Here is a 23,775-nt window from a genome sequence, read left to right on the forward strand (position 1 = left end):
AGAGGCTCCTGCCAGTCGCTTCGCGCTAGTCCGCTACCCCGCGATTAGCTTGAGGCCGGCGGGCAGCGCCTCCCCAAACACCCGCCCCTCGTCCGCGGTATTGAGTTCCACCACTTCGCGCACCATGGCAATCCAGCTTGGCGGCGCGTTGGCGGCTTCCAGCCGGCGCACCACGGTTGCCCGGATCTCGTCAGGCAGGTCGCGGCTGCGATCGCCGGTCATGCGTGCGATCTGCACGGCGGCGAACGCGGCCGGTTCGACCTTTTTCCAGTCGAGGGCCAGGATCGCGTCCACCCATTGGGCGGCTGTCCCGGCCGGCACGACGCTGTGCGCGCTGCCGTAGAACGGCCGGCGCGCGCCGATGCGGCCCACGGCCCACCAGCCCTGGCTGTTTTCGGATGGCTTGCGCAGCCGGGCCAGCAGCCATTCGGCCAGCTCGATCTTGGCGTCGGCGGGAATGCGCTCGAGCGAGCCGGCAAGGCGCACCATATCGGCATAGCCGCCCCTGGCGGGCCCGGCGGGCTTCTTGTAGCGGGTGCTGCCGGGCGGCTGCAGGTAAAAGGCCATGTCTTCCAGCAGGCCCAGTTGCGCGCTTTCGTCCAGCCCGCCTGCCGCACGCCGCCACAGCGTCCACCACTCCGACCAGTTCTGGCTTTCGTTGACGTACTGGATGCCCTGGTCGTACTGCGACCAGAGCTGCTCGACGCGCCATTCGTCGAGCGGATAGCCGAACCCCGGGCGCACGCAATAGCCGGCCAGGTTCAGCCACAGGCGTTCATGATCGGCAGTGCGGCGCCGGCGCCGGGCGCGCTCCCAGAAGGCGCCGAACAGCTCGCGCAGCAGGGCGCTGTCCCATTGCTCGCGCGCACCCAGCAGCTGTTCCAGCTGCGCACGCAGCCGCTTGACTTCCTTGGGACCGACGTCCTGCGAGCGCGCGCCAAAGGTGCGGTCGATCGCCTCCAGGGCCTGCGGCAGGGACGGGTGTGCCGTATCGGGCGCCGGTGCTGCCGACCGGGTGTCGTTGCCGCGCAACTGGAATTCAAGGCGCCATCGCTGCGAGGCATCCGCAATATTGATGCAGTGGACCTCGAGCGTGCCGACCTCGGTCAGCGAGGTGGTGATCTGCACCGGCGTTTCCCGCGGGCCGCTGGCGCCGCGCGGCTGCACGACAGTCGCGATCGGTGGCAGGCGGACGAAGTCGCCGGTCGACAGGTCGGTCAGTTGACCGGGCTGATAGGCCGTGTCGGCGACGGAGGACACCAGGTGGAATTGCACCGGATGGCCGAGCCGCAAGGCGAAGGTGCGGTCGCTGAGGTGGATCTCGTGGCCTTCCTCAGTGCCGCGCGGCAGCAGGCAGATCCCTTGCTGCCCCGACGCGCCATCATCGAGAACCAGAAAGTAGCTGCGCGGCGAGCCACCGCCGATGCGCGGGGCCTGCCCGGCACGTGCCCGGGCATACGCGACCGCGCCCCGGGCCACGGCAACGTCGGGATTGTCGTTGTGCAGGACCTGCAGCGGCGCGCCGCGCCACGTGCCCAGCGTGTCAGCGATGCGGCCGGCCAGCGCCTGCGCCCGGAATACGCCGCCGTTGAGGAGCAGGGTGTCGGGCATCGGCAAGGCATCGGCCGGCGCCTGTGGTGCGTCCAGTGCCGCCCGCGACTGCGCAGCGTGCTGGCTCAGGAACGCCGCAACATGCCGGGTAACGGCGGGGTCGGACGCATATGGCAGGCCGAACTCGACAATCGCGCCCCGTGCGCGCCCCGGCCTTTCACTGGCCGGCACCTTGGGGAAGAAGCCGTCGACGACAAGCTGTTCGACCTCCTGCCGCGTCACTTCCACCGAGCGCGCGCCGCCGATCAGCCTGGCGCCCGCGCCCAGCAGCGTCACCGCGACCGAGTCCGGCGCCTGCGCGCCGAGCAGCTGTTCCTTGGCGGCACGGCAGCGCGCGACCAGCTGCGACAGGCCGGCTGCCGACAGCCGCGGCTGCGCGGCCCCGCCGGCCCCGAGGCGCGCCTCGACCAGATGTGCCAGGCCAAGATCCATGTTGTCGCCGCCGAGCATCAGGTGGTTGCCCACGCCGATGCGGGTCAGCTGCGGCTGCCCGTCCTGCATGTCCACCCGGATCAGGGTGAGGTCAGTGGTGCCGCCGCCCACATCGCAGATCAGCACCAGGCGGGTTTGCGCCAGGTCGGTGTCCAGGGTCTGGCGATGATGGAACAGCCAGTCGTAGAGCGCGGCTTGCGGCTCTTCGAGCAGGCGCAGGGCGGGCAGCCCGGCCAGGCGCGCCGCCTCCAGCGTCAGCGCGCGCGCCCCTTCGTCGAACGAGGCGGGCACGGTGAGGATCACGTCCTGGTCCTCGAGCCGGGCATCGGGAAAACGGTGGTTCCATGCCGCGCACACATAGCCCAGGTAGCTGGCGCTGGCGACCACCGGCGAGATCTTGTCGAGATCGTCATCCCCGCCCCATGGCAGGATGGCCGCGGTGCGGTCGACCGAAGCATGCGACAGCCAGCTCTTTGCGCTGGCTACCAGCCTGCCGGGCACTTGCGCGCCGAGCGTGGCCGCCAGGCGGCCGAACACGGTCCGGCGCGCGGCGGCGCTGGCGGCGGATTGCCAGGGCAGTTGCAGGTCGTCGCCGCTGAGCTCGCCTGGTGCCGCGTGGTAGCGCACCGAGGGCAGCAGGGGACGGGCCGCGACCTCGCCCGGGCTGACCAGCTGGTCGATATCGAAGACGCGGATATCGTCGGATCCGGCCTTCGCGTAGGCGACGACGGTGTTGCTGGTGCCGAGGTCGATGCCGACGACGTATTGCTTCGTCGCCGGCCCGGCCGCTTGCTCAGGCATCGGCGCTGCCGCGCACATCGAACTCGACCTTCCAGCGCTCAGCGCTGCCGCCGGGCACGGCTTCGAGTTCCAGGGTGCCGGCCTCGGTCACCCGCGCATGCAGCCTGACCGGTACCACTTCGCCTGCGGTGCGGCCTTCGGCTGGCAGGGTCGCCTGGATTTCTTCCAGCTCCTGCAATTCTTCCGGTCCCCAGTAGTCCAGCAGGGTGCCGACCTGGTCCTGGCGGCGCACCGACGAGCCAAAGAAGCGGAAGTGCACGGGTTCGCCCACCACCAGGCCGAATTCCTGCGGCGGCAGCGCGGCCTCGGTGCCTTCCTCCATGCCGAACGGCGCCACACACAGGGCCTGGATCGGCGGTTCGAAGCCGGGCACGGCGGGCATCGACGATTCCACGGCGATATAGTAGGCGCGCGCGGTGCCGCCACGAATCCGCACCCCCTTGCCACGCCGCACGTAGCCGTAATAGGCGGCGCCGCGTGCCACGGCCAGGTCCAGCTCCGCGCCGTCAAGCAGGCGGGCAGGGGCCGCGCCTTCCGCGGCGAGCCAGCCGTTGAGGGTCTGCAGGATGCGGTCCGCCAGCAGGCCGGACTTGAACACGCCGCCATTGAAGAGGACGGCGGTCGGGTGCAGGAAGGTCGCGCCTTCCGGCTGTGCGCCCTGCAAGCCTTCGATTTCGGCCAGCGCCGCCACCTGCCGCCCCAGGAACGCGGCCAGGTGCCGCGTGATGGCCGCATCCTGCGCATAGGGCAGACCAAGCTGCGTCAGGCCGGCGCGTGCCCGGCTCACCGGGCGGGCCGAGGCCTCGACTTGCGGGAAGAAGCCTTCCAGGATGGTCTGGGTCAGCTCGGCGCGGGTCAGGTCCGTGCGGATCGAGCCGCCGATCAGCTTCGAGCCGCGGCTGGGCACAACCAGGGGCACGGTATCGGTAGCCGGGTCGGTGAGCAGCGTTTCCTTGGCCGCGCGGCAGGCATAGGTCAGCGCGCGCAGTTGCCAGGGATCGGCCTGCGTGCCCTGGGCCGCCAGCTTGCGCGCCACCACGTGGGCCAGCGCCAGGTCCATGTTGTCGCCGCCGAGCAGGATATGGTCGCCGACCGCGATACGATGCAGCTCAAGGTTGCCTTCGCGCTCGATCACGGCGATCAGCGAAAGGTCGGTGGTGCCGCCACCCACATCGACGACGAGGATGATGTCGCCGACCTTTACCTGCTTGCGCCACTGGCCGCCGCTTTTCTGGATCCAGCTGTAGAGCGCGGCCTGGGGTTCCTCGAGCAGGGTCATGCGCGCATACCCGGCCGCGGCGGCCGCCTCGGCCGTCAGCTCCCGTGCGGCCGGGTCGAACGATGCGGGAATCGTCACGGTGACGTCCTGCTCGCCAAACGGCGCTTCGGGGTGGGCCTGGTCCCAGGCTTCACGCAGGTGCGTGAGATAGCGCACGGAAGCCTCCAGCGGCGACACGCGCGTCACCTCGGGCGGTGCGTCGTTGGGCAGGACCGGCGAGCGGCGGTCGATGCCGGGATGGCACAGCCAGCTCTTCGCGCTCGACACCAGGCGGATCGGCGTGGCCGCGCCGCGGCTGCGCGCCAGCTCGCCCACGGCGAAGTCGCGCCCGGCGTTCCACGGCAGCGCCAGGTCGCCCGGGGCGAGTTCGCTGGCGTGCGGCAGGTACAGGAAGGAGGGCAGCAGGTCCAGGTCTTCGATGGCCCCCGGCGCGGTCAGCTGCGTGATGGGCAGGACGCGCTGGCTGGTCTTCTCGCCATCGCTGGCGGCCAGGTCGACGTAGGAGACCGCGCTATGGGTGGTGCCCAGGTCGATGCCGATGGCATAGCGTGCTTCGCTCATCAAAGCTCCACCTCGGCGGGGGCAATCACGGTGGCGTCATGGCGTTCGGCCACACGCGGCAGGCGGACTTCCTCGACCTTCCAGCCGCGGTGGCTGATGCTGCCATGGAACGGCGCGCTGCCCACCACGTTGCCGGTCAGGCGGATGGCGGTGGCATCGAAGCCGTCGGCCAGCGTGACACGGCTGCCTTCGGCTTCCTCACGCACCGGCCGGATGGTGAAGTGCTCGCGCAGCACCCCGCGGCAGCCATCGTGCACCAGGCGGGCGGCGGCACCGATCTCCGTGTCGGAATAGCGCGCGATGTCTTCCTCGACGAAGTCGATGAAGCGTGCGTCGCGCTGGAGCAGTCCCAGCAACTGCAGCGCCGCCACCGGGCTGGCTTCCTTCAGCACGGGTGCGGCAGCTTCCACCACCGGGGCGGGTGCGGGTGCGGGTGCCGGTACAGGCGCCGGCGCCAATCCCTCACCGTCACGCAGGCGCCTGACGCCGGCTGCGAGTTCGCGGTTGCCAAGGACGGCGAAGAAGGTGCCCATGGCAAGCGAGACCCTGCCGAAGAAAGATAGGTTCGAGTCAGTCATCCGAAAGCTCCTGTCTGCTCTGTGTCAGTCGACCAAGCGGCTGTTGCCGGCAGGTGTCAGGCGTCACGCAGGTAAGTGATCAGCTGGTCTGCCCGGCTGGGATGCCTCAGCTTCTTCATTGCCTTGCTTTCAATCTGGCGGATCCGCTCGCGCGTGACATCGAACTGCTTGCCGACTTCTTCCAGCGTGTAGTCGGTGGACATGTCGATGCCAAAGCGCATCCGCAGCACCTTGGCTTCACGGGGCGTGAGCTCATCGAGCATCTCCCGCACGACGGCACGCAGGCCCGCCTGCAATGCGGCATCGGCGGGCGTGGCCGTGTCCGAGTCGGCAATCATGTCGCCCAGGCTGGTATCGCCGTCCTCGCCAACCGGGGTTTCCATCGAGACCGGTTCTTTCGCGATCTTCATGATCGAGCGAACCTTGTCTTCGGTCATCTCCAGGCGCTCGGCCAGCACCGCCGGATCGGGTTCCTTGCCGGTCTGCTGCATGATCTCGCGCGACAGGCGATTGAGCTTGTTGATCTGCTCGATCATGTGTACCGGGACGCGGATGGTGCGGGCCTGGTCGGCGATCGCCCGCGTGACGGCCTGGCGCACCCACCACGTCGCGTAGGTGGAGAATTTCCAGCCGCGGCGGTATTCGAACTTGTCGACCGCCTTCATCAGGCCGATGTTGCCTTCCTGGATCAGATCCAGGAACAGCATCCCGCGGTTGGTGTACTTCTTGGCAATCGAGATCACCAGCCGCAGGTTGGCCTGCGTCATCTCATGCTTGGCCTGGCGCATCTGCCGCTCGGCAGCCAGCATCTTGCGGTTGACGCCCTTCAGGTCGGGCAGCGACAGCGCCGCCCGGGCCTGGATGTCGATCAGCTTTTGCTGGTGCGCCTCGAGGTCCGGCAGGGCCCGCGCGACCGCCGCGCTGTACGGACGGGACTGGGCGACCAGCTCCTGCCCCCAGGCCAGGTTGGTTTCATTGCCGGGGAAGCGGGCAATGACCTCCTCACGCTCCATGCCGCAGCGCTCGACCAGCAGCTGTACCACCTGGCGCTCGACCGTGCGCACCTCGTCGACCATGGCCTGGACGTTGGCGCACAGGCGCTCGATGGTTTTCGCGGTAAAGCGGATCGTGCGCAGTTCTTCGCGCACCGCATCCCTTGCGGCCAGGAAGGCTGCCGAGCCCGCGCCATTTGCGGCGCTTTCCTGGCACATCAGCTCGAATTGCGCGGTGACGCGCCCGAACCGCTTCAGGCATTCCTCACGCAGCTGGGCCAGGGCCTTTTCGTTGCTTTGCTGGGTCGAGCCTTCGTCGTCGGAGTCTTCGGAATCGTCTTCGGCCTCGTCGGCACTATCGACGCTGTCGTCGGTCTCGTCAGCTGCCGCCGCCACGGCTGCTTCGGCAATACTCTCGTCGCTCAGGCCATCGACCAGGTCGTCGATGCTGATTTCATTGCTGGCGACCTTGGCCGACAGCTCGAGAATCGCGGCGATGGTGAACGGGCAGGCCGAGATGGCATGGACCATATTGTTCAGGCCTTCCTCGATCCGCTTGGCGATCTCGACTTCCTGCTTGCGCGTGAGTAGCGTTGCCGAGCTCATTTCGCGCATGTACATGCGCACCGGGTCGGTGGTCCGGCCGAACTCGGAGTCCACGGTCGCAAGCGCTACCTCGGCCTCCTCATCGGCCTGGTCGTCCGAGGCCACCACCGGGCCGTCGCTCAGGAGCAGCGTCTCGGCATCCGGCGTCTGCTCATAGATCTTCACGCCCATTTCAGCGAACGTGCTGACGATGCTCTCCATCGCCGCCGTGTCCGTGAAGTTCTCCGGCAGGTGGTCGCTGATATCTGCGTGGGTCAGGTAGCCGCGCTGCCTGCCCAGCTGGATCAGCGCACGCAATTGCTGGCTACGCGCGGCGGCTTCCGTCGATGGATCAGGCTGCGCCGTTGACCCTGCGCTGGTCTGGCCAAGGTCCTTGACTACGCCTGCTTCTCGTGTTTTAGCTGCCGTTCGTTGTGCGCCGCTTGTCATTTACTACTGTTTCCTTCGTGAATCGCGTTTCGACAGCAGCGCGCACGCTGTGCGTGCGCTATCGGGCCTGCTGTCAAGGCTCGTGAGGGTACCGGTGCGGCGCGGGCCGATATCGGACGCCGTGACCATTGGAATCGGGGAGGACGCGTATTCTACAGCCATTGCTGATTTGCAGCGCCAACTCGCCGTATCCGGGTGGGCCCGGTGCAGGTTTGAGGGTGGCCGGTGCGTCACAGCTAGCGCGTGCTTTGCGTTCGCGCGTTGCCGTCCTACAACTGGAAGTGTGGGCCGGAAGCCACCGGGCAGCACCGGTCAAGGAGGAGCATCATGTGCCGCTGGCTGGCTTATTCGGGCAAATCCGTTCCGCTGGAAACGGTGCTGTTCCAGCCGGAACACTCGCTGATCGACCAGAGCCTGAATTCGCGGCTGGGTCATACCACGACCAATGGGGATGGGTTCGGCGTCGGGTGGTACGGACGTCACTCGGAGGTGCCGTTCCGCTACCGCTGCCTGCACCCGGCCTGGAGCGACACCAACCTGCGCGAGACGGCGCGGGCGGTGAGGGCGCCGCTTTTCGTTGCGCACGTGCGCGCAGCCACCGGCACCCCGACGCAGGAGACCAATTGCCATCCGTTCCGCTTCGGCCGCTGGCTGTTCGTTCACAACGGCCTGATCCGCGACTATCCCCTGGTGCGGCGCGACCTGATGATGGCCGTGGCGCCGCACCTGTTCCGCTGGATCGAGGGATCGACCGATTCCGAGGTGATGTTCTTCCTGGCCCTGAGTTTCGGCCTGGAGCGCGACCCGGGCGGCGCGCTGGAACAGATGGCCGGCCTGATCGAGGACGTTGGCCACCGCTACGACGTGCAATTTCCGCTCAACATGACCGTTTGCGTGACCGACGGCCAGCAGATCGTGGCGGTGCGCTATTCGAGCGAGGCGGCCTCGCGCTCACTGTTCCACAGCACCTCGTTCCGGCAATTGCGCGCGCTTTACCCGGACGATCCGCGCATCATCGCCGCCGGCGACAATGCCTTCCTGGTACTGTCCGAGCCGCTGATCGAGGTGCAGGGGGTATGGGAGGAGATTCCTGAGGCGACCATCCTGGTGGCCCGGGGTGGCGAGATCGAGCGCAGCTGCTTCGTGCCGCGGCTGCCTTCCCAGTCGGCCTGAGGGCATAAGGGCGTAAGGGAGCGCGGCAGGATCCGGCTCTCCGCAGGATAAGTTGTCCTTACTCGTGACCGCTCACGGCCTTCTTGGTCGCGTGATAGCCCTGTTTGGTGGTATCGGCAATCGCATGGCCGGCCGCCTTTGCGCCGCGGCCAATGGCATGCGCGCCGTCGCGCACCGCATGCCCGGCCTGCTTGCCAGCCGACTTGACGCCGTTCTTGAACCCGCGCGCGTCCTCGGCCACGCTCGCGTACGCCATCGGGGTGGCCAGGGTCACCAATACGAATGCAATGATCGAGGCTCTTGCCTTCATCGTGACAACCTCTTCGATTCTGACTGAACCGGGGTCGGGGCCTGAAAGTGATCCCGACGTGGTTCCCATGACTATATTCTAGCCGTGCCCGTGTCTGTCCCCCGAAGCGTCTGCTCGCCGGGCCGCGCCGGCCTGGGGGAATCAGTTCCGGTCCGCGATGGACAGGCTGACCGGCGCCGCAGGCAGCCCGGCGCTCATTTCGCCGTAGTGGGCCGATGCTGACCGCCTGTGATCGATCAGCAGGACCGCGCCCATGCCAATCACGGCCGGAATGGCGATCGCGATGAAGTTCTGCTGCAGCGGGAGCTCCATGGCGACGAGTACCCCGATGACGATTGGCGCGAGGATCGCCCCGCTGCGGCCGATGCCCAGGGCCCATCCAAGACCGGTGGAGCGGATGGCGGTCGGGTAGAACTGCCCGGTGTAGGCATTGGCGACGATCTGCGTGCCGATCGTCGACGCACCGGCCAAGCCCACCACGACGAATAGCAGCTCAGTCGGCATCCTGAATCCGAGCAGCGTGATCGAAACCGCGGCCAGCGCGTACATGGCGGCGAGCACGTACTTGATGTGGTATCGGTCGGCGAGCCAGCCGCCACCCACGGCGCCGATCATCGCGCCGAGGTTGAGGACCAGCACGAACGTCAGCGCGGAACCCAGGCTGTAACCGGCGCCCGCCATCAGCCTGGTCAGCCATGAACTGAGCGCGTACACCATGAACAGGCACATGAAGAACGCGATCCAGAACATGATGGTGCTGAAGCCACGGCCCTCGTGGAACAGGTGCCGGATCGGTGCGCTGGCCGCCTTGTCCTGCGCCGGCACGGCGAAGCGGTCGGTGGCCGACCACCGTTGCTCCGGTGCAAGCTTGGAGACGATGCGCCGCAACGCTTCGTCATCGCCCCTGGCCAGCAGGAAGGGCATCGATTCGGGCAGCGACCTGAGAATGACAGGAATGAGGAGCACAGGCAGGCCGGCCGCCAGGAAAACCGACTGCCAGCCGTAGGCCTCGATCAGGCTCTTGCCGAGGAGCGCCGCCAGGATCCCGCCCACGGCATAGCCGCTGAACATCACGGTGACCAGGGTCGCCCGGATCTTCTTCGGCGCGTACTCGGTCATTTGCGCGACCACATTCGGCATCACGCCACCGATGCCGAGCCCGGCCAGGAAGCGGGCCATGCTGAACAGCAGCGGGTCCTTGACCAGTCCGGCCGCGGCGGTGAAGACGCTGAACAGGGCCACGCATATCGCGATTGTCCAGCGGCGGCCGATCCTGTCTGCAATGGTGCCGAGGAAGATCGCGCCAAATACCATGCCGAACAGCGCGGAACTGACCATGAGCCCCGCCTGGGTCGGGGCGACGCCAAGGTCCTTCATGATCGAAGGCAGCGCGATACCCACGACCGCGAGGTCATAGCCGTCGAAGATGATGATGAGTGCGCACCAGAACAGCACGAGCGCATGGAAGCGGTTGAAGCGGGCGGCGTCGGCCAGCTTGTGGATATCGATTTGCTGCATGAGGGCTTGTCTCCGGTCGGTCTGTTCTTATGGTTGGGCTTACTGCCTGGACATCGGCACGCTCGGGTCGGCAAGGCGGCTGGCATCGACCGGCTTGCACAGCTCGATGTGGCGGCGCGCGAAGCGCAGGTCGCGCGCGGCGTTGGACCCGAGCGCGGCCTTGACCACATCGCCGTCGAGGTAGAACAGCACGAAGCTGTCCGCGCCGGGCGTGCCGCGTGCCACCACGCGGTGCGAGGGAAGGGGGATGCCATGGATCTGCAGGTTCATGCCGTACTGGTCTGACCAGAACCACGGCAGCGGCTGATAGTCGACCGCGAGACCGAGCGCCGCGCGCGCGGCGGCAATGCCCTGTTCCTGGGCGTTCTGCCAGGATTCCAGCCGCAGGCGCCGGCCGGCCCACGGGTTGGGCGTGACCGCGACGTCGCCCGCGGCGAAGATGTCGGGGTCGGAGGTGCGGCAACCTGCGTCGACGACCACGCCGCCGTCGCACTCCAACCCGGCTTCCCGGGCAAGCTCGTCGTTCGGCACGAGACCGACACCCGCAACGATGGCGTGGCAAGCCAGCGTGCTGCCATCGGCCAGCGTCACGACGGACCGGCCGCCGGTACCGGGGGCGATGCCGGCGATGTTGGCGCCGAGCATGACACGGGTGCCATGCGAGGCATGCAGCCCGAGCAGGTGTTCAGAGACTTCCGGCGGCACGGTGCGCTCGCACAGCCGGCTCTGCGCTTCGAGCACGGTCACGTCGGCACCTTTGCGGCGCGCCGTGGCCGCGACTTCGAGTCCGATCCAGCCACCGCCGATCACCACGATGCTGCGCTCGGGCCGCAACGCCGGTGCCAGGGCCAGGGCATCGCCAATCGTGCGCAATGTATGCACGGCAGCCGTGTCGACGCCCGGGACGGTGAGCGCGCGGGCCCTGCCGCCGGTGCACAGGATCAGCTTGTCGTAAGACAGCAGCTCTCCATTGGCTGTCTCCAGGCGCTTGGCGGCCCGGTCTATGCGGGTGACCCGCGTGTCCAGCCACCACTCCAGCCCAAGCGCTGCGAACGCCTCGGGCTTGAGCAGCCACGTGCTGGCGGGCGCGGCCTCGCCGGCCAGCACGGCCTTGGACAAGGGCGGCCGCTCATGCGGTGGATGGGCCTCGTCGCCGATCAGCACGAGCCGGCCGGTGAAGCCCTCGTTGCGCAGCGTCTGGGCGGCCCAGCCGCCAGCCTGGCCGGCACCGATGATGACGATGGTGGCGGTTGGCGCTAGGGCAGTCGCGGTGTCTGAGCGCTTGGAATCCATGCCTGTCTCCTCTGGTTGGTGACGCGGCCTCTCAGCCGAGGTCGAGGTACACCTTGTCGCCGTCGATCCGAACCGGGTAGGTACGAATGTTCTCGGTCAGCGGGGCGCACTTCGCAGCGCCGCTGCGGATATCGAACCTGCCCTGGTGGAGCGGGCACTCGATCTCATGTCCCTCCAGGAAGCCTTCGCACAGGCGCGCATGGCCATGCGTGCAGATGTTGTCGGTCGCGTAGACGTCGCCGTCCACGCCGTACAAGGCGATCTCCTGGCCTTGCACGGCCACGGCGATGACATCGTCCTGCGGGACGTCGGACAGCAGCGCTGCCTCGATCCAGCTTTCGGTCATGAATGACTCCTGATAGAGACTAGATTGGGTAGATCAGCGAGTTGGGGATCATCTCGCTATCGAATACGCAGATGCGCGAGGCGAAGCGCAAGCCCGCCGGCGTCCGGACGATGATGTCGAGGTAGCGGCCTACGTTGTAGACATCGGTCATCTGGTCCGGCTTGGTGCGCAGCACCGCGTAGTTGGTCTCGGCCACGACCCTGTCGCCGTCGGCCTCCCTGATCAGTGGCGCGCCGACGATGTGGCGCTGGTAGTAGGGATCGTGGAACAGGGTGTCGCGAATACCGTAGATGCGGTCCTTGAGCATGCCCTTGCTTTCGAGCGAGAGCGTCGCCAGCGGCAAGCCACGCTCGTGGTTCTCGCGGGGCTGGACCCGGTAGAGGCAGTCTTCGGTGAAGAACTCGGGCCAGCGGTCCCAGTCGCCGTTGTCCACGGCGCTGGTGTAGTCGGCGAGCAGGGAGAGCAGGGCGTAGTAGTCAGTGAAGTTCATGGCATCAGACCTCCATCACCTTGCGCCAGTAGGCGTACATGCCGCGGATCAGGGTCTCGGTCACCATGTGGTCCGTGTTCTCCGCGGTCTTGCCGCCCAGTTCGGCGAGCACGCGATGCCAGGGCTTCTGGGAGAAGCCTTCCTGCGAGCATTCGATGGCTTCGCCGTCGTCGGCCGACACGAAGCCGGCGGGGCCGAAGAGATTCGCCTGGCGCAGGCGGCGCCGCGTCATCTCCTCGGTGTCGTCCTCGAAGCCGAAATGCGTCCAGACGAAATCGAAGGAATCCGGCCCATGGGGCTGGATATGGCGCGTGGACACCGAGTTGACCTGCTGCTGGAAGATCACGCTCGGGAACACCGTCATCATCACGGCGGTCGGCTCTCCCCACCACGGCTCGTGGACGATGTCGAGGATGCGGTCGTCGTGCAGCGCCATCTGGTCCTTGAAGCTGGACACACCGGAGGTCACGTCGCTCTTGCCGCCCTGGCCGCGGGTCGACACCATCGCGGCATGCCGGAAGTGCGGGTCCATCACGAGGCGTGCCTTGTTGTCGGCGCGCCAGAGGCCGAATGTGACAAACCAGGTATGCAGCAGGCCGGGGTGGTAGGGGTCCTTGATGTTCTCCTGCATGAGCTTCCAGTTGCCCGGAATGCGCTGCTTGTTGTAGCCGAGGACCTTCAGCTTGCGGCCATTGAAGAGCCGGTCGAAGTAGCCGAGGATGTCCGGCCCGAGGTATTCCTCGAGTGAGGGAGCCTCATGGTCGAACGAGGCAAACACGACCCCACCACGCGTCGCGACCTTCAGTTGCGTGAGCCCGTGCTCCTGCGGCTTGAAGTCGGCGGGCATGCCGCCGTTGACCTTGCCGTCCTGCTTGACCCCGCGACGCAGGGGCACGCCTTGCAGGTTGCCCTTCAGGTCATAGTTCCATTGGTGGTAGGGGCAATGGAAATCCTTACGGTTGCCGCTGCGCTCCCGGCAGAACTTCATGCCGCGATGGGCGCACACGTTTTCGACGACGTTGATCTCGCCGTCCTGGTCGCGCACCAGGATCACGGAGCGCTCGCCAAGCGTGGTGCGCTTGAAATCGCCGGGATTCGGGATCTCCGCCTCGAGCCCGACGTAGTTCCAGTGACCGCGGTAGAAGCAGCGTTCGAGTTCACGCTGGTATAGCTGCGCATCCGTATACACGCGGAACGGGATGCGGCTGATGCTGTCGTCGGCCCAGACCGGGCCGGCTTGTTGGGAGTCGATTGCCATGCTTGTCTCCGGCTATGTCTCTTCGTCTGGGAAGGATCATGGTGCACGGAGGAAAATTAACCAATAGAATCCTGGCTATAGTAAATATTCACCAAATCAATAAGAGGCGGCGCGATGGAGCTCAAGGACGTCGATCTGAACCTGCTGGTCGTGTTCGATAACCTGCTGCGGCAGGGCACCGTTTCCGGTGCCGCTAAGACCCTGAATCTCAGCCAGCCCGCGGTCAGCAACGCGCTGGCCCGCTTGCGCACCTTGTTCGGTGACCCGCTGTTTGTGCGAAGCAGCAAGGGCATGCTGCCGACACCCCTTGCAGAGGAACTGGCGGAACCGGTTGCCTATGCGCTGGAGTCGCTGCAGGCGGCGCTCAGCCACAAGGTGTCGTTCGATCCGCTGCGCAGCGCGCGCGCCTTCCGCATCGCCATGACGGATATCGGCGAGGTGTACTTCATCCCGCCGTTGATGGGCGCGCTTGGCGATCGCGCCCCGGGCGTCACGGTGACGACCGTGCGCAATACGGCAGTGGACCTGGCGGCGGAGATGAGCCAGGGAAAGATCGACCTGGCGGTTGGCCATCTTCCTGAACTCGGCACTGCGTTCTTTCAGCGGCGGCTATTTCGCCAGCAATACGTTTGCCTGTTCCGGCCCGGTCATGCCATGGACAAGAAGACGGTCAGCATGCGCGACTTCGAAGCGGCAGAGCACATCGTGGTCACGGCGGCGGGGACGGGGCATGCCCGGGTCGACGAGATCCTCGCCCAGCACGGCGTGCAGCGGAAGATCCGGCTGCGTGTCCCCCATTTCGTCGCACTGGCGGACATCATTGCCACCACCGACCTGGTAGCCACGGTGACCTGGACGTTTGCGGAGCGATGCGCCAAGTACTTCGGGCTCAGGTACGTCAAGCATCCGTTCGCGTTGCCGGAAATCCAGATCAACCTGTTCTGGCATGCCCGGTATCATCGCGATCCGGCGAATCAGTGGCTGCGCGACCAGTTCGTCGGCTTGTTTTCGGATTAGGCAATGGTCCCGGCCTGGCGCGCCTGCCTTGCCACCGATGTACTGTGATCCGTCTGGCGCTCCCGATGCTATTCCGGTCTCCGTAAGGATTGCCCTCGCACCTTAATTGATGCTCATTGTCCGCCACCTTATTCTTGGCTCAAAAGCAAGACTCAAAAATGGCGCCGACTTGAAGCATTCAAGCGAGGCCTTATCCACAAGGAGACGCATGTGACGGCCTACCCCTTCCACACCTTGCCGTAGCGGCGCATCACCTTCGGCAGTTCCAGCCGAAAACCAATCCCACGCAATTCCTACCAAGCGATGGGCGCCCCGGCGCGCCTGCCGCGACGGAGCCGCTATGTCGCAACACCTGATTTCCATCTCTGTCCTGGGGCTGATGTTCGTCATCGCCACGGTCCTGCCCATCAACATGGGCGCGCTGGCCTTTGTCGGCGCGTTCCTGGTCGGCACCCTGGTTGCCGCCATGCCGGCCAAGGCTATCCTGGCCGGCTTCCCCGCCGACCTGTTCCTGACGCTGGTCGGCATCACATACCTGTTCGCCGTGGCGCAGAACAACGGCACCATCGACTGGCTGGTGCGGCTTGCGGTGCGCGCCGTGGGCGGCCGGATCGCGGCGATCCCGTGGATCATGTTCATGATCGCGGCGGTGCTGACCTCGGTCGGCGCGGTCAGCCCGGCAGCGGTGGCAATCATCGCGCCGATCGCGCTGGGCTTTGCCGCGCGCTACGGCATCAACCCGCTGCTGATGGGCCTGATGGTGATCCACGGTGCGCAGGGCGGCGGCTTCTCGCCGATCAGCATCTATGGCGGCATCACCAACAAGATCGTGCAGAAGGCGGGGCTGCCGCTGAACGAGATGGCGACGGCCTTTGCCAGCCTGGGTGTCAACCTTGCCGTGGCCGCGGGACTGTTCGTCGCATTCGGCGGCCTGCGCCTGATGCGGCAAGCGGCGCCGGCGGCGGCAGCGCCGCAGGTGGTCGCCGACGGTGTGCTGGCCATGGGCCAACCCTTCGGTGCACACACCGTGCCGGCACAGGGCGCGCAGATCTATGGCGATGCCGAGGCCGAGGCCGGCATGGAAGAGCGGAAGACGATGGCGCGCGACCGCGGATCGATGCTCGAGGGCGATGCCGCCAGCACCGCCGAGGCGCCGGCCGGCCTCTACCAGTACCTGACCGTGGCCGGCCTGGTGGCACTGGCCGTCCTCACGCTCTACTTCAAGCTCGATATCGGCTTCGTTTCGCTGACCATCGCGCTGTTGCTCACGCTGATGGCACCGGAGCTGCAGAAGCGCGCGCTGGGCCAGGTGTCGTGGCCCGAGATCATGCTGATCGTCGGCGTCAGCACCTTTGTGGGCGTGATGGACAAGATGGGCACAATCGATTTCGTCGGCCATAGCGTGGCCCACCTGACCTCGCCGCTGATGGCGGCGCTGCTGCTGTGCTTTGTGGGTGCGGTGGTGTCGGCGTTTGCATCGTCAACCGCGGTGCTCGGCTCGCTGATCCCGCTTGCCGTGCCGTTCCTGCAGCAAGGCTCCGACGTCAGCGCGATCGGCTTTATCGCGGCGATGGCGGTGTCTTCGACGATCGTGGATGTGAGCCCGTTTTCGACCAACGGTGCGCTGGTACTGGCCAACGCACAGGGCGTGGACCGGCAGGCCTTCTTCCGCAAGCTGATGGTCTATGGCGCGCTGGTGACCGTGATTGCGCCGGTCGTGCTGTGGTTTATCTTCGTTGTGCTCTGAATTCCGGTCGCGATCGCTCGGCCAAGCCAGTTAGTCCACTAACCATGCGAACTGGCCGCCACGCGGCTAAGATAGGAGGCCGCCCCCACACCCGAGCCCAGAACCATGAGAATCCGCATTGGCGAAGAGATCACCTTCCGCAAACTCGAAGCCCTGCTGGCGTTCATGGAATCCGGCAACCTGGCCAAGGCGGCCGAGATCCTGGACACCAGCACGGTCAGCGTGCACCGTGCGCTGCATTCGCTGGAAGAGGGCACGAGCTGCGCGCTGTTCCGGCATGAGGGCCGCAACCTGATCCCGACCGATGCGGCCTATGTGCTGGCGGATACGGCAAGGGAAGTGCTCAAGGCCATGGCCGACGGCATCCGCGCCACGCGCGAGGCCGCCGGCTATTCGGCCGACCAGCTCAAGATCGGCTCGCTCTACTCGCTGACGGTCCAGACCGTGCCCAGGATCGTGATCGGGCTTAAGCTGCGGCGCCCGGAAATGCAGACTGAACTGGTGCTGGGCTCCAATGCGGACCTTCTGCACAAACTCAAGCAGGGCTCGATCGATGCCGCGTTGATGGCCGTGCCCGAGCCCGATCCGGAGATCGAGTCGATCCCGCTGTTCGAGGACGATATCTTCTTTGCGGCGCCTGCCGACTCGCCCTACGCCTCGATGCCGGCGGTCGACCTGCGAGCCTGCCGCGACGAGCCATTTGTGGCATTGAGCGAGGGCTTCGTCACCTATCACGGCTTTGTCGAGGCCTTCCGCATTGCCCAATTCACGCCAAACGTGGTGATGAAAGTCGGCGATATCTTCTCATTGATGAACCTGGTGGGTGGTGGCATCGGCTACACGCTTTTGCCGGGGCGGGTGAAAGGGGTGTATTCGCGCAACGTGGCGTTCGTGCCACTGGCCGGCGAATACGACATCAAGCAGACCATCGGCCTGAGCTTCCTGCGCCGCCGCGAGCGCGATCCCAACCTGCTGGCGCTGGCCGCGGTGTGCCGCATGGCCATGCGCGACGCGGAGCCATAGGACGCCGAGGCTGGGTCCGGCCGCGCTTCAGGCCTTGCTTCCGGCCAGCGTAATGGTTCTCCGCCCAACGTGATTGTTCGGTGAGCGCCGCCTGTTTAAGGTGGGCACATCAGACAGACGTCAGCCCGGAGATGCGATGACCACCACCAGCACAGGCCGCCAATGGAACACCCGCAGGGAAGCCAAGGCGCGCCGCAAGCAGAACGCCGCCGCCATTGCCCAGGGCAAGCTGGTGCCGACCAGCGATATCGTGCCCTTCCTGGAGGCAGTGCTGCTTTCGGGCGACCGCGTGGTGCTGGAGGGCAACAACCAGAAGCAGGCCGACTTTCTGTCGCGCTCGCTGGCACAGGTCGATCCCGCGCGTGTGAATGCACTCCACATGATCATCCCGAGCGTCAGCCGGGTGGAACACCTGGACCTGTTCGAGCGCGGCATCGCGCGCAAGCTGGATTTCTCGTACGCCGGCGCGCAGAGCATCCGCATCTCGCAGTTCCTGGAGGACGGCCAGCTCGAAGTGGGCGCGATCCACACCTATATCGAGCTTTATGCGCGGCTGTACGTGGACCTGGTCCCCAACGTCGTGCTGATCGCCGGCTACAAGGCCGACCGCGAGGGCAATCTCTACACCGGCCCCAGCACCGAGGACACGCCGGCACTGGTAGAGGCCGCGGCCTTCCGCGACGGGCTGGTCATTGCGCAAGTCAACGAGATCGTCGACGACCCCACCGGCCTGCCGCGCGTGGACGTGCCCGGCTCCTGGATCGACTACGTGGTGCAGGCGGACAAGCCTTTCTTCTGCGAACCGCTGTTTACGCGCGACCCGCGCCTGATCAAGCCGGTCCACGTGCTGATGGCGATGATGGCGATCCGCGGCATCTACGAGCGCCACCAGGTGCAGTCGCTCAACCATGGCATCGGCTTCAACACCGCGGCGATCGAGCTGATCCTGCCGACCTACGGCGAGTCGCTGGGTCTGAAGGGCAAGATCTGCAAGTATTGGACCCTCAACCCGCATCCGACGCTGATCCCCGCCATCGAGACCGGCTGGGTCGAGAGCGTGCACAGCTTTGGCAGCGAACTGGGCATGGAGGGCTATGTCGCCGCGCGGCCGGATGTCTTCTTTACCGGTGCGGATGGTTCGATGCGTTCGAACCGCGCGTTCTGCCAGCTTGCCGGCCAGTACGCGGTGGACCTCTTCATCGGATCGACCCTGCAGATCGACGGCGACGGCCACTCGTCCACAGTGACGCGCGGGCGGCTTTCCGGCTTTGGCGGCGCGCCCAACATGGGGCACCAGCCTGGCGGGCGCCGGCATCCGACGCCGGCATGGCTGGATCTGATCGAGACGGACGACCCGCTCGCGCGCGGCCGCAAGCTGGTGGTGCAGATGGTTGAGACCTTCCAGGCGGGTGGCAAGCCCACCTTCGTGGAATCGATGGACGCGGTCGACGTCGCGCACGAAAGCGGCATGCCGCTGGCGCCGGTGATGATCTACGGCGACGACGTCACGCACGTGCTGACCGAGGAAGGCATCGCCTACCTGTACAAGGCGCAATCGCTGGAAGAGCGGCGCCGGATGATCGCCGCGGTGGCAGGCGTCACGCCGATCGGCATGAAGCATGATCCTGCCACCACGCGCCGGATGCGAAGCGACGGCCTGATCGCGCTGCCCGAAGACCTGGGTGTGCAGCGCAGCCAGGCCACGCGCAGCCTGCTGGCGGCCAAGAGCATGGCCGAACTGGTGGACTGGTCCGGCGGGCTGTACGCGCCGCCCGCCCGCTTCCGGAGCTGGTAATGGCGAGCGCAGCAGCAAGGATCCTGCACACGCCGGCGCAGCACCGGCACCAGCCGGCGGCCGTTCCGCGCGCCCAGGCACTCGCTGGCCTGGCGGTCAGCGCGATCGTGGAAGAAGCACGGCTGTCGCCCAAGCCTGGCCTGGTCGACAGCCGTGGCAGCGGCGCGCATGCCGACCTGACATTGCCGCTGATGCTGCGCTCAGCGCACTCGCTGGGCCCGTCGTTCGCGGCCATGGCCGATGCCGGCCTGCAGGCGCCGCGCGTCGGGTATGGGCTGCGCGAGCAACTGGGCGCGCTCGGCCGCGAGGCAGAGGCGGTGATGCTGTCCGCCACCGGCGGTGTCAATACGCATCGCGGCGCCATCTGGTGCATCGGCTTGCTGGTCGGCGCCGCAGGACAGCTCGGCGCCGCCGGGCAGCCCGCCAATGCCGCGGCGATCAGTGCCACGGCGGGTGCCATCGCCGCGCTGCCCGACCGCCACCGGCCGGTGGTTACCGGCAACAAGGGCGAGCTCGCCTGCCTGGCGTACGGCGTTGGCGGTGCGCGGGCGCAGGCACGGGCAGGGTTCCCGCACGTGATGCGGCTGGCGCTGCCGGCCCTGCAACGCAGCCGCGCGCGCGGCGACACCGAATCCACGGCACGTCTCAATGCGCTGCTGGCGTTGATGAGCGAGCTGGACGATACCTGTGTGCTGGCGAGGTCGGGGCGCAAGGGCCTGGACTACATGCAGACCGGCGCAAAGGCGGTGCTCGCCGCCGGTGGCGCGGGCACGGTGGTGGGACGGCGGCACCTGCGCAGCCTGGACGCCGGCATGCTGGCGCAGCGCGCCTCGCCGGGCGGCGCTGCGGACTTGCTGGCCGCGACGATCTTCCTCGACCGGCTGTCGCAGGGCTCGATGGGCAACAATTCAGGGGACTTTGATGGAACAACTGCGATTTGAATTTCCGGCGGGGCAGCCTGCCAGGGCGCGCGTGCTGGTGGGCGTGGTGGGGTCGGGCGACCTCGAGGTGCTGGTCGAGCCCGGCAGCGGCGGCGTGACCACGGTTGAGATCACCACTTCGGTCAATGGCTATGGCCGTGTCTGGGATGCGCAGCTCGCGCGCGTCTTCGCCGCCGAGCCGCGCGCGTCGATGCAGATCCGCATCCACGATTTCGGCGCCACGCCGGGCGTGGTCGGCATGCGCCTGGCGGAGGCTTTCGAGGCGCTGGGCGACCCCCAACAAGGAGAGGGCGCATGAACACGGCGGAACTGCTGGCGCGCAACAGCTTTATCGAACTGGGGGCACGCGAGCGCGCTCGTGCGTTGCTGGACCCGGGCACCTTCCGCGAATTGGCGGGGCCGTTCGACGGCCTGCAGTCGCCGTGGCTGCCGCCGCAGGGTGTGGTGCCGCAGAGCGATGACGGCGTGGTGGTCGCCAAGGGGCGCATCGACGGGATGCCGGTGGTGGTGCTGGCCATCGAAGGCGCCTTCCAGGGCGGCAGCATGGGCGAAGTCGGCGGCGCCAAGATTGCCGGTGCACTGGAGCTGGCCGCCGAGGACAACCGCCGCGGTCAACCGACGCGCGCAGTGCTGCTGCTGGAGACCGGCGGCGTGCGCCTGCAGGAAGCCAATCTCGGCCTGGCCGCGATTGCCGAGATCCATGCGGCCATCGTCGACCTGCGCCGCTACCAGCCGGTGGTCGGCGTGATCGCGGGGCAGGTGGGCTGCTTCGGCGGCATGTCGATTGCCGCGGGCCTGTGTACCGCGCTGGTGATGACGCAGGAAGGGCGCCTTGGCCTGAACGGTCCGGCCGTGATCGAGCAGGAGGCGGGCATCGCCGAGTACGACTCGCGTGACCGGCCCTTTATCTGGAGCTTCACCGGCGGCACGCAGCGCGTTGCCACCGGCTTCGCCGATGCGTATGTCGATGACGACTGCGACGCGACGCGCAGGCAGGTCGCCGAACTGTTGCGCGGCCCGGTCGCGGGAAGCCATCGCAGTGAACAATACGCCCAATACCTGGCCGCGCTGCAGGCGTACGACGCCAGTGCGCAGCCCACGCCGGCCGATGTCCAGGCGTTGTTGCAACGGGGGACCGACGCATGAACTCACCAACCCAAACCGCTACCGCGCGCGAACCCAGCCGCGGTGAACGCTGGCTGCAGGCACTGGCGCCCGCGGCACGGATCCAGCCGGGGCTGCCGGACTCAGTGCTGGTTGCCGACGGCGAACTGGCGGGGACCGCGGTTCGCTGGATCGCGCTGGTGCCTGACGCCGACAGCCGCTTCCCGCGGGCACGTCATGGCGAGGCCGGTCTGCTCGAAGGCTGGTCGCTGGCGCGCGCGGTGCGCGAAGCGATCGAAGCAGACCGCGAATTGCCGGTCAAGCGCGCCATCGTGGCGATCGTCGATACGCCCAGCCAGGCCTACGGCCGGCGCGAAGAAGCGCTCGGCATCCACCAGGCGCTGGCCGGCGCTGTCGCTGCCTATGCCGAGGCGCGGCTGGCCGGCCATCCGGTGGTGGCGCTGATCGTCGGGCGTGCCATGTCGGGAGCCTTCCTCGCGCACGGCTACCAGGCCAACCGCATCATCGCGCTCAATGACGAGGGCGTGCTGGTGCATGCGATGGGCAAGGAGGCCGCCGCCAGGGTCACCATGCGCACAGTCGAGGACCTCGAAGCGCTGGCGTCGACGGTTCCGCCGATGGCCTACGACATCGAAAACTTCGCCACGCTGGGCATCCTGTGGCGGCTGATCGACGTCGAGTCGGCAAGTGCCCCGGTGCCGGCCGATGTGCACCTGGCGCGCGACACCATCCTTTCTGCGCTGGCGGAGATCCGACGCGACCCGGCGCACGGACTGTCCGGCCGGCTGGCGGGCGCAAACCGCAAGGCGTCGGCTGCAGTGCGTGACTGCCTGTCGCGGCAATGGCAAGCCTGAACACGGCGACCCCCGCGCCACACGACCTGGTCTGGCTGGGCGATCCGGCAAGCGACCTGGGCCGCGACGCCTTGCCGGAATGGGTCTGCCTGCCAGCGCTGCGCGAGACCCCGCTGGTCGTCCGGCGCGACGGCCGCCGGCCTGGCGCAGTCCCCGTCGGGCTGCGCGGCCGCACGCGCGCGGAACGCTTCGGCACCTGGATCACGCCCGCGGCGATCCGCAAGATTGTCACGCCGATGGACCTGGCCGCGCAGCGTGCATGGCGGCGGCGGCCGGAGCTGGCGGCCCTGCCAGCAATCCTCGCGCTCGAGGCCATCGCCGACTGGCTCGACGCCGCCGGTATCCGGTGGGGCGTGACGGGCAGCGCCGGCTTCTCGCTCGCCTGTCCGCACAACGTGCTGCGTGCCGACAGCGACCTTGACCTCGTCGTGCAGGCCGCACAACCCCTCCCGGCCCCGCATCTGGACCTGCTGGCCGAGCTGCAGCGCGCCGCGCCGGCCAGGCTCGATATACAGGTCGCGACCCCGTTTGGTGGCTTCTCGCTGCTGGAACGCCTGCGCAGCGGCGGCAAGGTGCTGCTGAAGACGGATCACGGCCCGCGGCTGTGCGACGATCCCTGGCAACCCACGGCATGAATGTCCTGCTTACCTTCCCCGGCCAGGGCACACAGCGGACCGGCATGCTGAAGGACCTGCCCGCGCATGCCGCGGTGGCAGCGGTGCTGGCCGAGGCGGAAGACGTGCTGCAAGTGCCGGCGGCGGAGATGGATACGCCGGCAAGCCTGCAGTCCACGGTATGGACCCAGCTTTGCCTGCTGACGGCGGGCGTGGGCATGGCGCGCTGCCTGGCCGCGCATGACGCCCGCGCCGACGCGGTGGCCGGTCTCTCCATCGGCGCCTATGCGGCGGCGGTGACCGCAGGTGTGCTGGACTTTGCCGATGCGTTGCGGCTGGTGCGTTTGCGCGGGGAGTTGATGGCGCAGGCCTTTCCGCATGGCTATGGCATGACGGCGATCCTCGGCCTGGACCGGAACCGGCTTGAACCGCTGGTGGCGCAGGTCTGCACGCCGCAGCAACCGGTGTACCTGGCCAATTTCAACGCCCCCACGCAGATTGTGATCGCGGGCAAGCTGTCGGCGCTGGCGGAAGTGTCGACGCTGGCGCTGGCGGCTGGTGCGCAGGCGGCCAGGCCGGTCGCCATCCACGTGCCGTCGCACTGTCCGCTGCTGGCTGACGCCGCGCGCTCCCTGGGCGAAGCCATGCAGGGGGTGGCGATTTCGGCGCCTGCGCTGCGCTACTTCAGTGCGAGCAAGGCGCGCGAACTGCGCGATCCACGCAGAATCGCGGAGGATCTCGCGCAGAACATGGCGACGCCAGTGCGCTGGCATGAAACCATGTTGCTGGCCCACGCCAATGGCGCCAGGCTGGTGGTGGAGGCACCGCCGGGCGATGTGCTGACACGGCTGGCGCAGCCGGTGTTTGCGGACGGCATGGCGCTGGCCTGTGACAGAACCCGGCTGGATTCGATCGTGGCAATCATGCGGCGCTGATTTTGCATCCGGCCGGCTACCCGACGCCGCACTACCGCACCGGGACA

21 protein-coding genes are annotated in these 23,775 nt (G+C 67.3%); 11 read left to right on the forward strand and 10 right to left on the reverse strand.

Annotated elements, in window-relative coordinates:
- Window positions 1–33: 33 nt before the first annotated feature.
- Genes KB879_RS08245 through rpoD form a run of 4 tightly spaced genes read right to left on the reverse strand, consistent with a single transcriptional unit; the run spans window position 34 to window position 7,289 of the window.
- Window positions 34–2,862 carry an Hsp70 family protein gene (locus tag KB879_RS08245; protein WP_013956607.1) on the reverse strand — a complete coding sequence of 943 codons (2,829 nt, stop codon included), beginning with the start codon at window positions 2,860–2,862 and terminating at the stop codon, window positions 34–36.
- A complete protein-coding gene (locus KB879_RS08250; RefSeq protein WP_013956608.1) occupies window positions 2,837–4,684 on the reverse strand; it encodes an Hsp70 family protein in 1,848 nt (615 codons plus the stop codon). Before KB879_RS08250 ends, KB879_RS08245 begins: the two co-directional genes overlap by 26 nt.
- Window positions 4,684–5,262, reverse strand: a complete 579-nt coding sequence (locus KB879_RS08255; RefSeq protein ID WP_153954807.1) for a DUF2760 domain-containing protein — start codon at window positions 5,260–5,262, stop codon at window positions 4,684–4,686. The genes KB879_RS08250 and KB879_RS08255 overlap by 1 nt, the downstream gene beginning before the upstream one ends.
- 56 nt (window positions 5,263–5,318) lie before the next feature.
- Entirely contained in the window at window positions 5,319–7,289 is a 1,971-nt protein-coding gene (gene rpoD, locus KB879_RS08260; RefSeq protein WP_153954806.1) for an RNA polymerase sigma factor RpoD, read from the reverse strand.
- A 327-nt stretch (window positions 7,290–7,616) separates the two neighbouring features.
- Between rpoD and KB879_RS08265 the strand changes: the two genes are divergently transcribed.
- Window positions 7,617–8,462: a class II glutamine amidotransferase gene (locus KB879_RS08265; RefSeq protein WP_013956611.1), complete on the forward strand. Its 846-nt coding sequence runs from the start codon at window positions 7,617–7,619 to the stop codon at window positions 8,460–8,462.
- 58 nt (window positions 8,463–8,520) lie between these two features.
- On the opposite strand, the gene KB879_RS08270 is transcribed toward KB879_RS08265, so the two are convergent.
- From KB879_RS08270 to KB879_RS08295, 6 genes are all read right to left on the reverse strand, one after another.
- Window positions 8,521–8,772, reverse strand: coding sequence for a hypothetical protein (locus KB879_RS08270; protein ID WP_153954836.1), 252 nt, complete (start codon window positions 8,770–8,772; stop codon window positions 8,521–8,523).
- Between the two features lie 141 nt (window positions 8,773–8,913).
- Entirely contained in the window at window positions 8,914–10,290 is a 1,377-nt protein-coding gene (locus KB879_RS08275) for an MFS transporter (protein WP_153954805.1), read from the reverse strand.
- A gap of 39 nt (window positions 10,291–10,329) precedes the next feature.
- The gene (locus KB879_RS08280) at window positions 10,330–11,583 is read right to left on the reverse strand and encodes an NAD(P)/FAD-dependent oxidoreductase (RefSeq protein ID WP_153954804.1); all 1,254 of its coding nucleotides are present in this window, start codon (window positions 11,581–11,583) and stop codon (window positions 10,330–10,332) included.
- Window positions 11,584–11,614: 31 nt separating this feature from the next.
- Entirely contained in the window at window positions 11,615–11,929 is a 315-nt protein-coding gene (locus KB879_RS08285) for a non-heme iron oxygenase ferredoxin subunit (RefSeq protein WP_013956615.1), read from the reverse strand.
- 19 nt (window positions 11,930–11,948) lie between these two features.
- Window positions 11,949–12,419 carry an aromatic-ring-hydroxylating dioxygenase subunit beta gene (locus tag KB879_RS08290; RefSeq protein ID WP_013956616.1) on the reverse strand — a complete coding sequence of 157 codons (471 nt, stop codon included), beginning with the start codon at window positions 12,417–12,419 and terminating at the stop codon, window positions 11,949–11,951.
- Between the two features lie 4 nt (window positions 12,420–12,423).
- Window positions 12,424–13,677, reverse strand: coding sequence for an aromatic ring-hydroxylating dioxygenase subunit alpha (locus tag KB879_RS08295; protein ID WP_013956617.1), 1,254 nt, complete (start codon window positions 13,675–13,677; stop codon window positions 12,424–12,426).
- Between the two features lie 114 nt (window positions 13,678–13,791).
- Here KB879_RS08295 and KB879_RS08300 point away from each other — a divergent pair, with 114 nt between their 5' ends.
- From KB879_RS08300 to mdcH, 10 genes are all read left to right on the forward strand, one after another.
- Window positions 13,792–14,694 carry a LysR family transcriptional regulator gene (locus KB879_RS08300; protein WP_013956618.1) on the forward strand — a complete coding sequence of 301 codons (903 nt, stop codon included), beginning with the start codon at window positions 13,792–13,794 and terminating at the stop codon, window positions 14,692–14,694.
- A 340-nt stretch (window positions 14,695–15,034) separates the two neighbouring features.
- A complete protein-coding gene (locus KB879_RS08305) occupies window positions 15,035–16,441 on the forward strand; it encodes an SLC13 family permease (protein ID WP_211980995.1) in 1,407 nt (468 codons plus the stop codon).
- Window positions 16,442–16,546: 105 nt separating this feature from the next.
- A complete protein-coding gene (locus KB879_RS08310; protein WP_013956620.1) occupies window positions 16,547–17,464 on the forward strand; it encodes a LysR substrate-binding domain-containing protein in 918 nt (305 codons plus the stop codon).
- A gap of 136 nt (window positions 17,465–17,600) precedes the next feature.
- The gene (gene mdcA, locus KB879_RS08315; protein WP_211980996.1) at window positions 17,601–19,259 is read left to right on the forward strand and encodes a malonate decarboxylase subunit alpha; all 1,659 of its coding nucleotides are present in this window, start codon (window positions 17,601–17,603) and stop codon (window positions 19,257–19,259) included.
- A complete protein-coding gene (locus tag KB879_RS08320; protein WP_153954802.1) occupies window positions 19,259–20,200 on the forward strand; it encodes a triphosphoribosyl-dephospho-CoA synthase in 942 nt (313 codons plus the stop codon). Before mdcA ends, KB879_RS08320 begins: the two co-directional genes overlap by 1 nt.
- On the forward strand, window positions 20,181–20,498 hold the full coding sequence (locus KB879_RS08325; protein WP_013956623.1) for a malonate decarboxylase subunit delta: 318 nt from the start codon (window positions 20,181–20,183) through the stop codon (window positions 20,496–20,498). Before KB879_RS08320 ends, KB879_RS08325 begins: the two co-directional genes overlap by 20 nt.
- Window positions 20,495–21,346 (forward strand): biotin-independent malonate decarboxylase subunit beta, encoded by an 852-nt coding sequence (locus KB879_RS08330; RefSeq protein WP_211980997.1) that lies wholly within the window; start codon window positions 20,495–20,497, stop codon window positions 21,344–21,346. Before KB879_RS08325 ends, KB879_RS08330 begins: the two co-directional genes overlap by 4 nt.
- A complete protein-coding gene (gene mdcE, locus KB879_RS08335; RefSeq protein ID WP_153954800.1) occupies window positions 21,343–22,179 on the forward strand; it encodes a biotin-independent malonate decarboxylase subunit gamma in 837 nt (278 codons plus the stop codon). The genes KB879_RS08330 and mdcE overlap by 4 nt, the downstream gene beginning before the upstream one ends.
- Window positions 22,167–22,814: a malonate decarboxylase holo-ACP synthase gene (locus KB879_RS08340; protein ID WP_013956626.1), complete on the forward strand. Its 648-nt coding sequence runs from the start codon at window positions 22,167–22,169 to the stop codon at window positions 22,812–22,814. Before mdcE ends, KB879_RS08340 begins: the two co-directional genes overlap by 13 nt.
- Window positions 22,811–23,728 (forward strand): malonate decarboxylase subunit epsilon, encoded by a 918-nt coding sequence (gene mdcH / locus KB879_RS08345; RefSeq protein ID WP_211980998.1) that lies wholly within the window; start codon window positions 22,811–22,813, stop codon window positions 23,726–23,728. Before KB879_RS08340 ends, mdcH begins: the two co-directional genes overlap by 4 nt.
- Window positions 23,729–23,775 lie beyond the last annotated feature (47 nt).

Source organism: Cupriavidus sp. KK10 (assembly GCF_018223725.1).
Lineage (GTDB): Bacteria > Pseudomonadota > Gammaproteobacteria > Burkholderiales > Burkholderiaceae > Cupriavidus > Cupriavidus necator.

Excerpts from the sequence above, each read along its gene's own strand:
- KB879_RS08320 (WP_153954802.1), top strand. The coding sequence starts at position 19,259 with ATGGCGAGCGCAGCAGCAAGGATCCTGCACACGCCGGCGCAGCACCGG.
- KB879_RS08255 (WP_153954807.1), bottom strand. The coding sequence starts at position 5,262 with ATGACTGACTCGAACCTATCTTTCTTCGGCAGGGTCTCGCTTGCCATG.
- KB879_RS08265 (WP_013956611.1), top strand. The coding sequence starts at position 7,617 with ATGTGCCGCTGGCTGGCTTATTCGGGCAAATCCGTTCCGCTGGAAACG.
- KB879_RS08325 (WP_013956623.1), top strand. The coding sequence starts at position 20,181 with ATGGAACAACTGCGATTTGAATTTCCGGCGGGGCAGCCTGCCAGGGCG.
- KB879_RS08285 (WP_013956615.1), bottom strand. The coding sequence starts at position 11,929 with ATGACCGAAAGCTGGATCGAGGCAGCGCTGCTGTCCGACGTCCCGCAG.
- KB879_RS08300 (WP_013956618.1), top strand. The coding sequence starts at position 13,792 with ATGGAGCTCAAGGACGTCGATCTGAACCTGCTGGTCGTGTTCGATAAC.
- mdcE (WP_153954800.1), top strand. The coding sequence starts at position 21,343 with ATGAACTCACCAACCCAAACCGCTACCGCGCGCGAACCCAGCCGCGGT.
- KB879_RS08295 (WP_013956617.1), bottom strand. The coding sequence starts at position 13,677 with ATGGCAATCGACTCCCAACAAGCCGGCCCGGTCTGGGCCGACGACAGC.
- KB879_RS08270 (WP_153954836.1), bottom strand. The coding sequence starts at position 8,772 with ATGAAGGCAAGAGCCTCGATCATTGCATTCGTATTGGTGACCCTGGCC.
- KB879_RS08310 (WP_013956620.1), top strand. The coding sequence starts at position 16,547 with ATGAGAATCCGCATTGGCGAAGAGATCACCTTCCGCAAACTCGAAGCC.
- mdcA (WP_211980996.1), top strand. The coding sequence starts at position 17,601 with ATGACCACCACCAGCACAGGCCGCCAATGGAACACCCGCAGGGAAGCC.
- KB879_RS08340 (WP_013956626.1), top strand. The coding sequence starts at position 22,167 with ATGGCAAGCCTGAACACGGCGACCCCCGCGCCACACGACCTGGTCTGG.
- KB879_RS08280 (WP_153954804.1), bottom strand. The coding sequence starts at position 11,583 with ATGGATTCCAAGCGCTCAGACACCGCGACTGCCCTAGCGCCAACCGCC.
- KB879_RS08245 (WP_013956607.1), bottom strand. The coding sequence starts at position 2,862 with ATGTGCGCGGCAGCGCCGATGCCTGAGCAAGCGGCCGGGCCGGCGACG.
- rpoD (WP_153954806.1), bottom strand. The coding sequence starts at position 7,289 with ATGACAAGCGGCGCACAACGAACGGCAGCTAAAACACGAGAAGCAGGC.
- KB879_RS08330 (WP_211980997.1), top strand. The coding sequence starts at position 20,495 with ATGAACACGGCGGAACTGCTGGCGCGCAACAGCTTTATCGAACTGGGG.
- KB879_RS08290 (WP_013956616.1), bottom strand. The coding sequence starts at position 12,419 with ATGAACTTCACTGACTACTACGCCCTGCTCTCCCTGCTCGCCGACTAC.
- KB879_RS08250 (WP_013956608.1), bottom strand. The coding sequence starts at position 4,684 with ATGAGCGAAGCACGCTATGCCATCGGCATCGACCTGGGCACCACCCAT.
- mdcH (WP_211980998.1), top strand. The coding sequence starts at position 22,811 with ATGAATGTCCTGCTTACCTTCCCCGGCCAGGGCACACAGCGGACCGGC.
- KB879_RS08275 (WP_153954805.1), bottom strand. The coding sequence starts at position 10,290 with ATGCAGCAAATCGATATCCACAAGCTGGCCGACGCCGCCCGCTTCAAC.
- KB879_RS08305 (WP_211980995.1), top strand. The coding sequence starts at position 15,035 with ATGTCGCAACACCTGATTTCCATCTCTGTCCTGGGGCTGATGTTCGTC.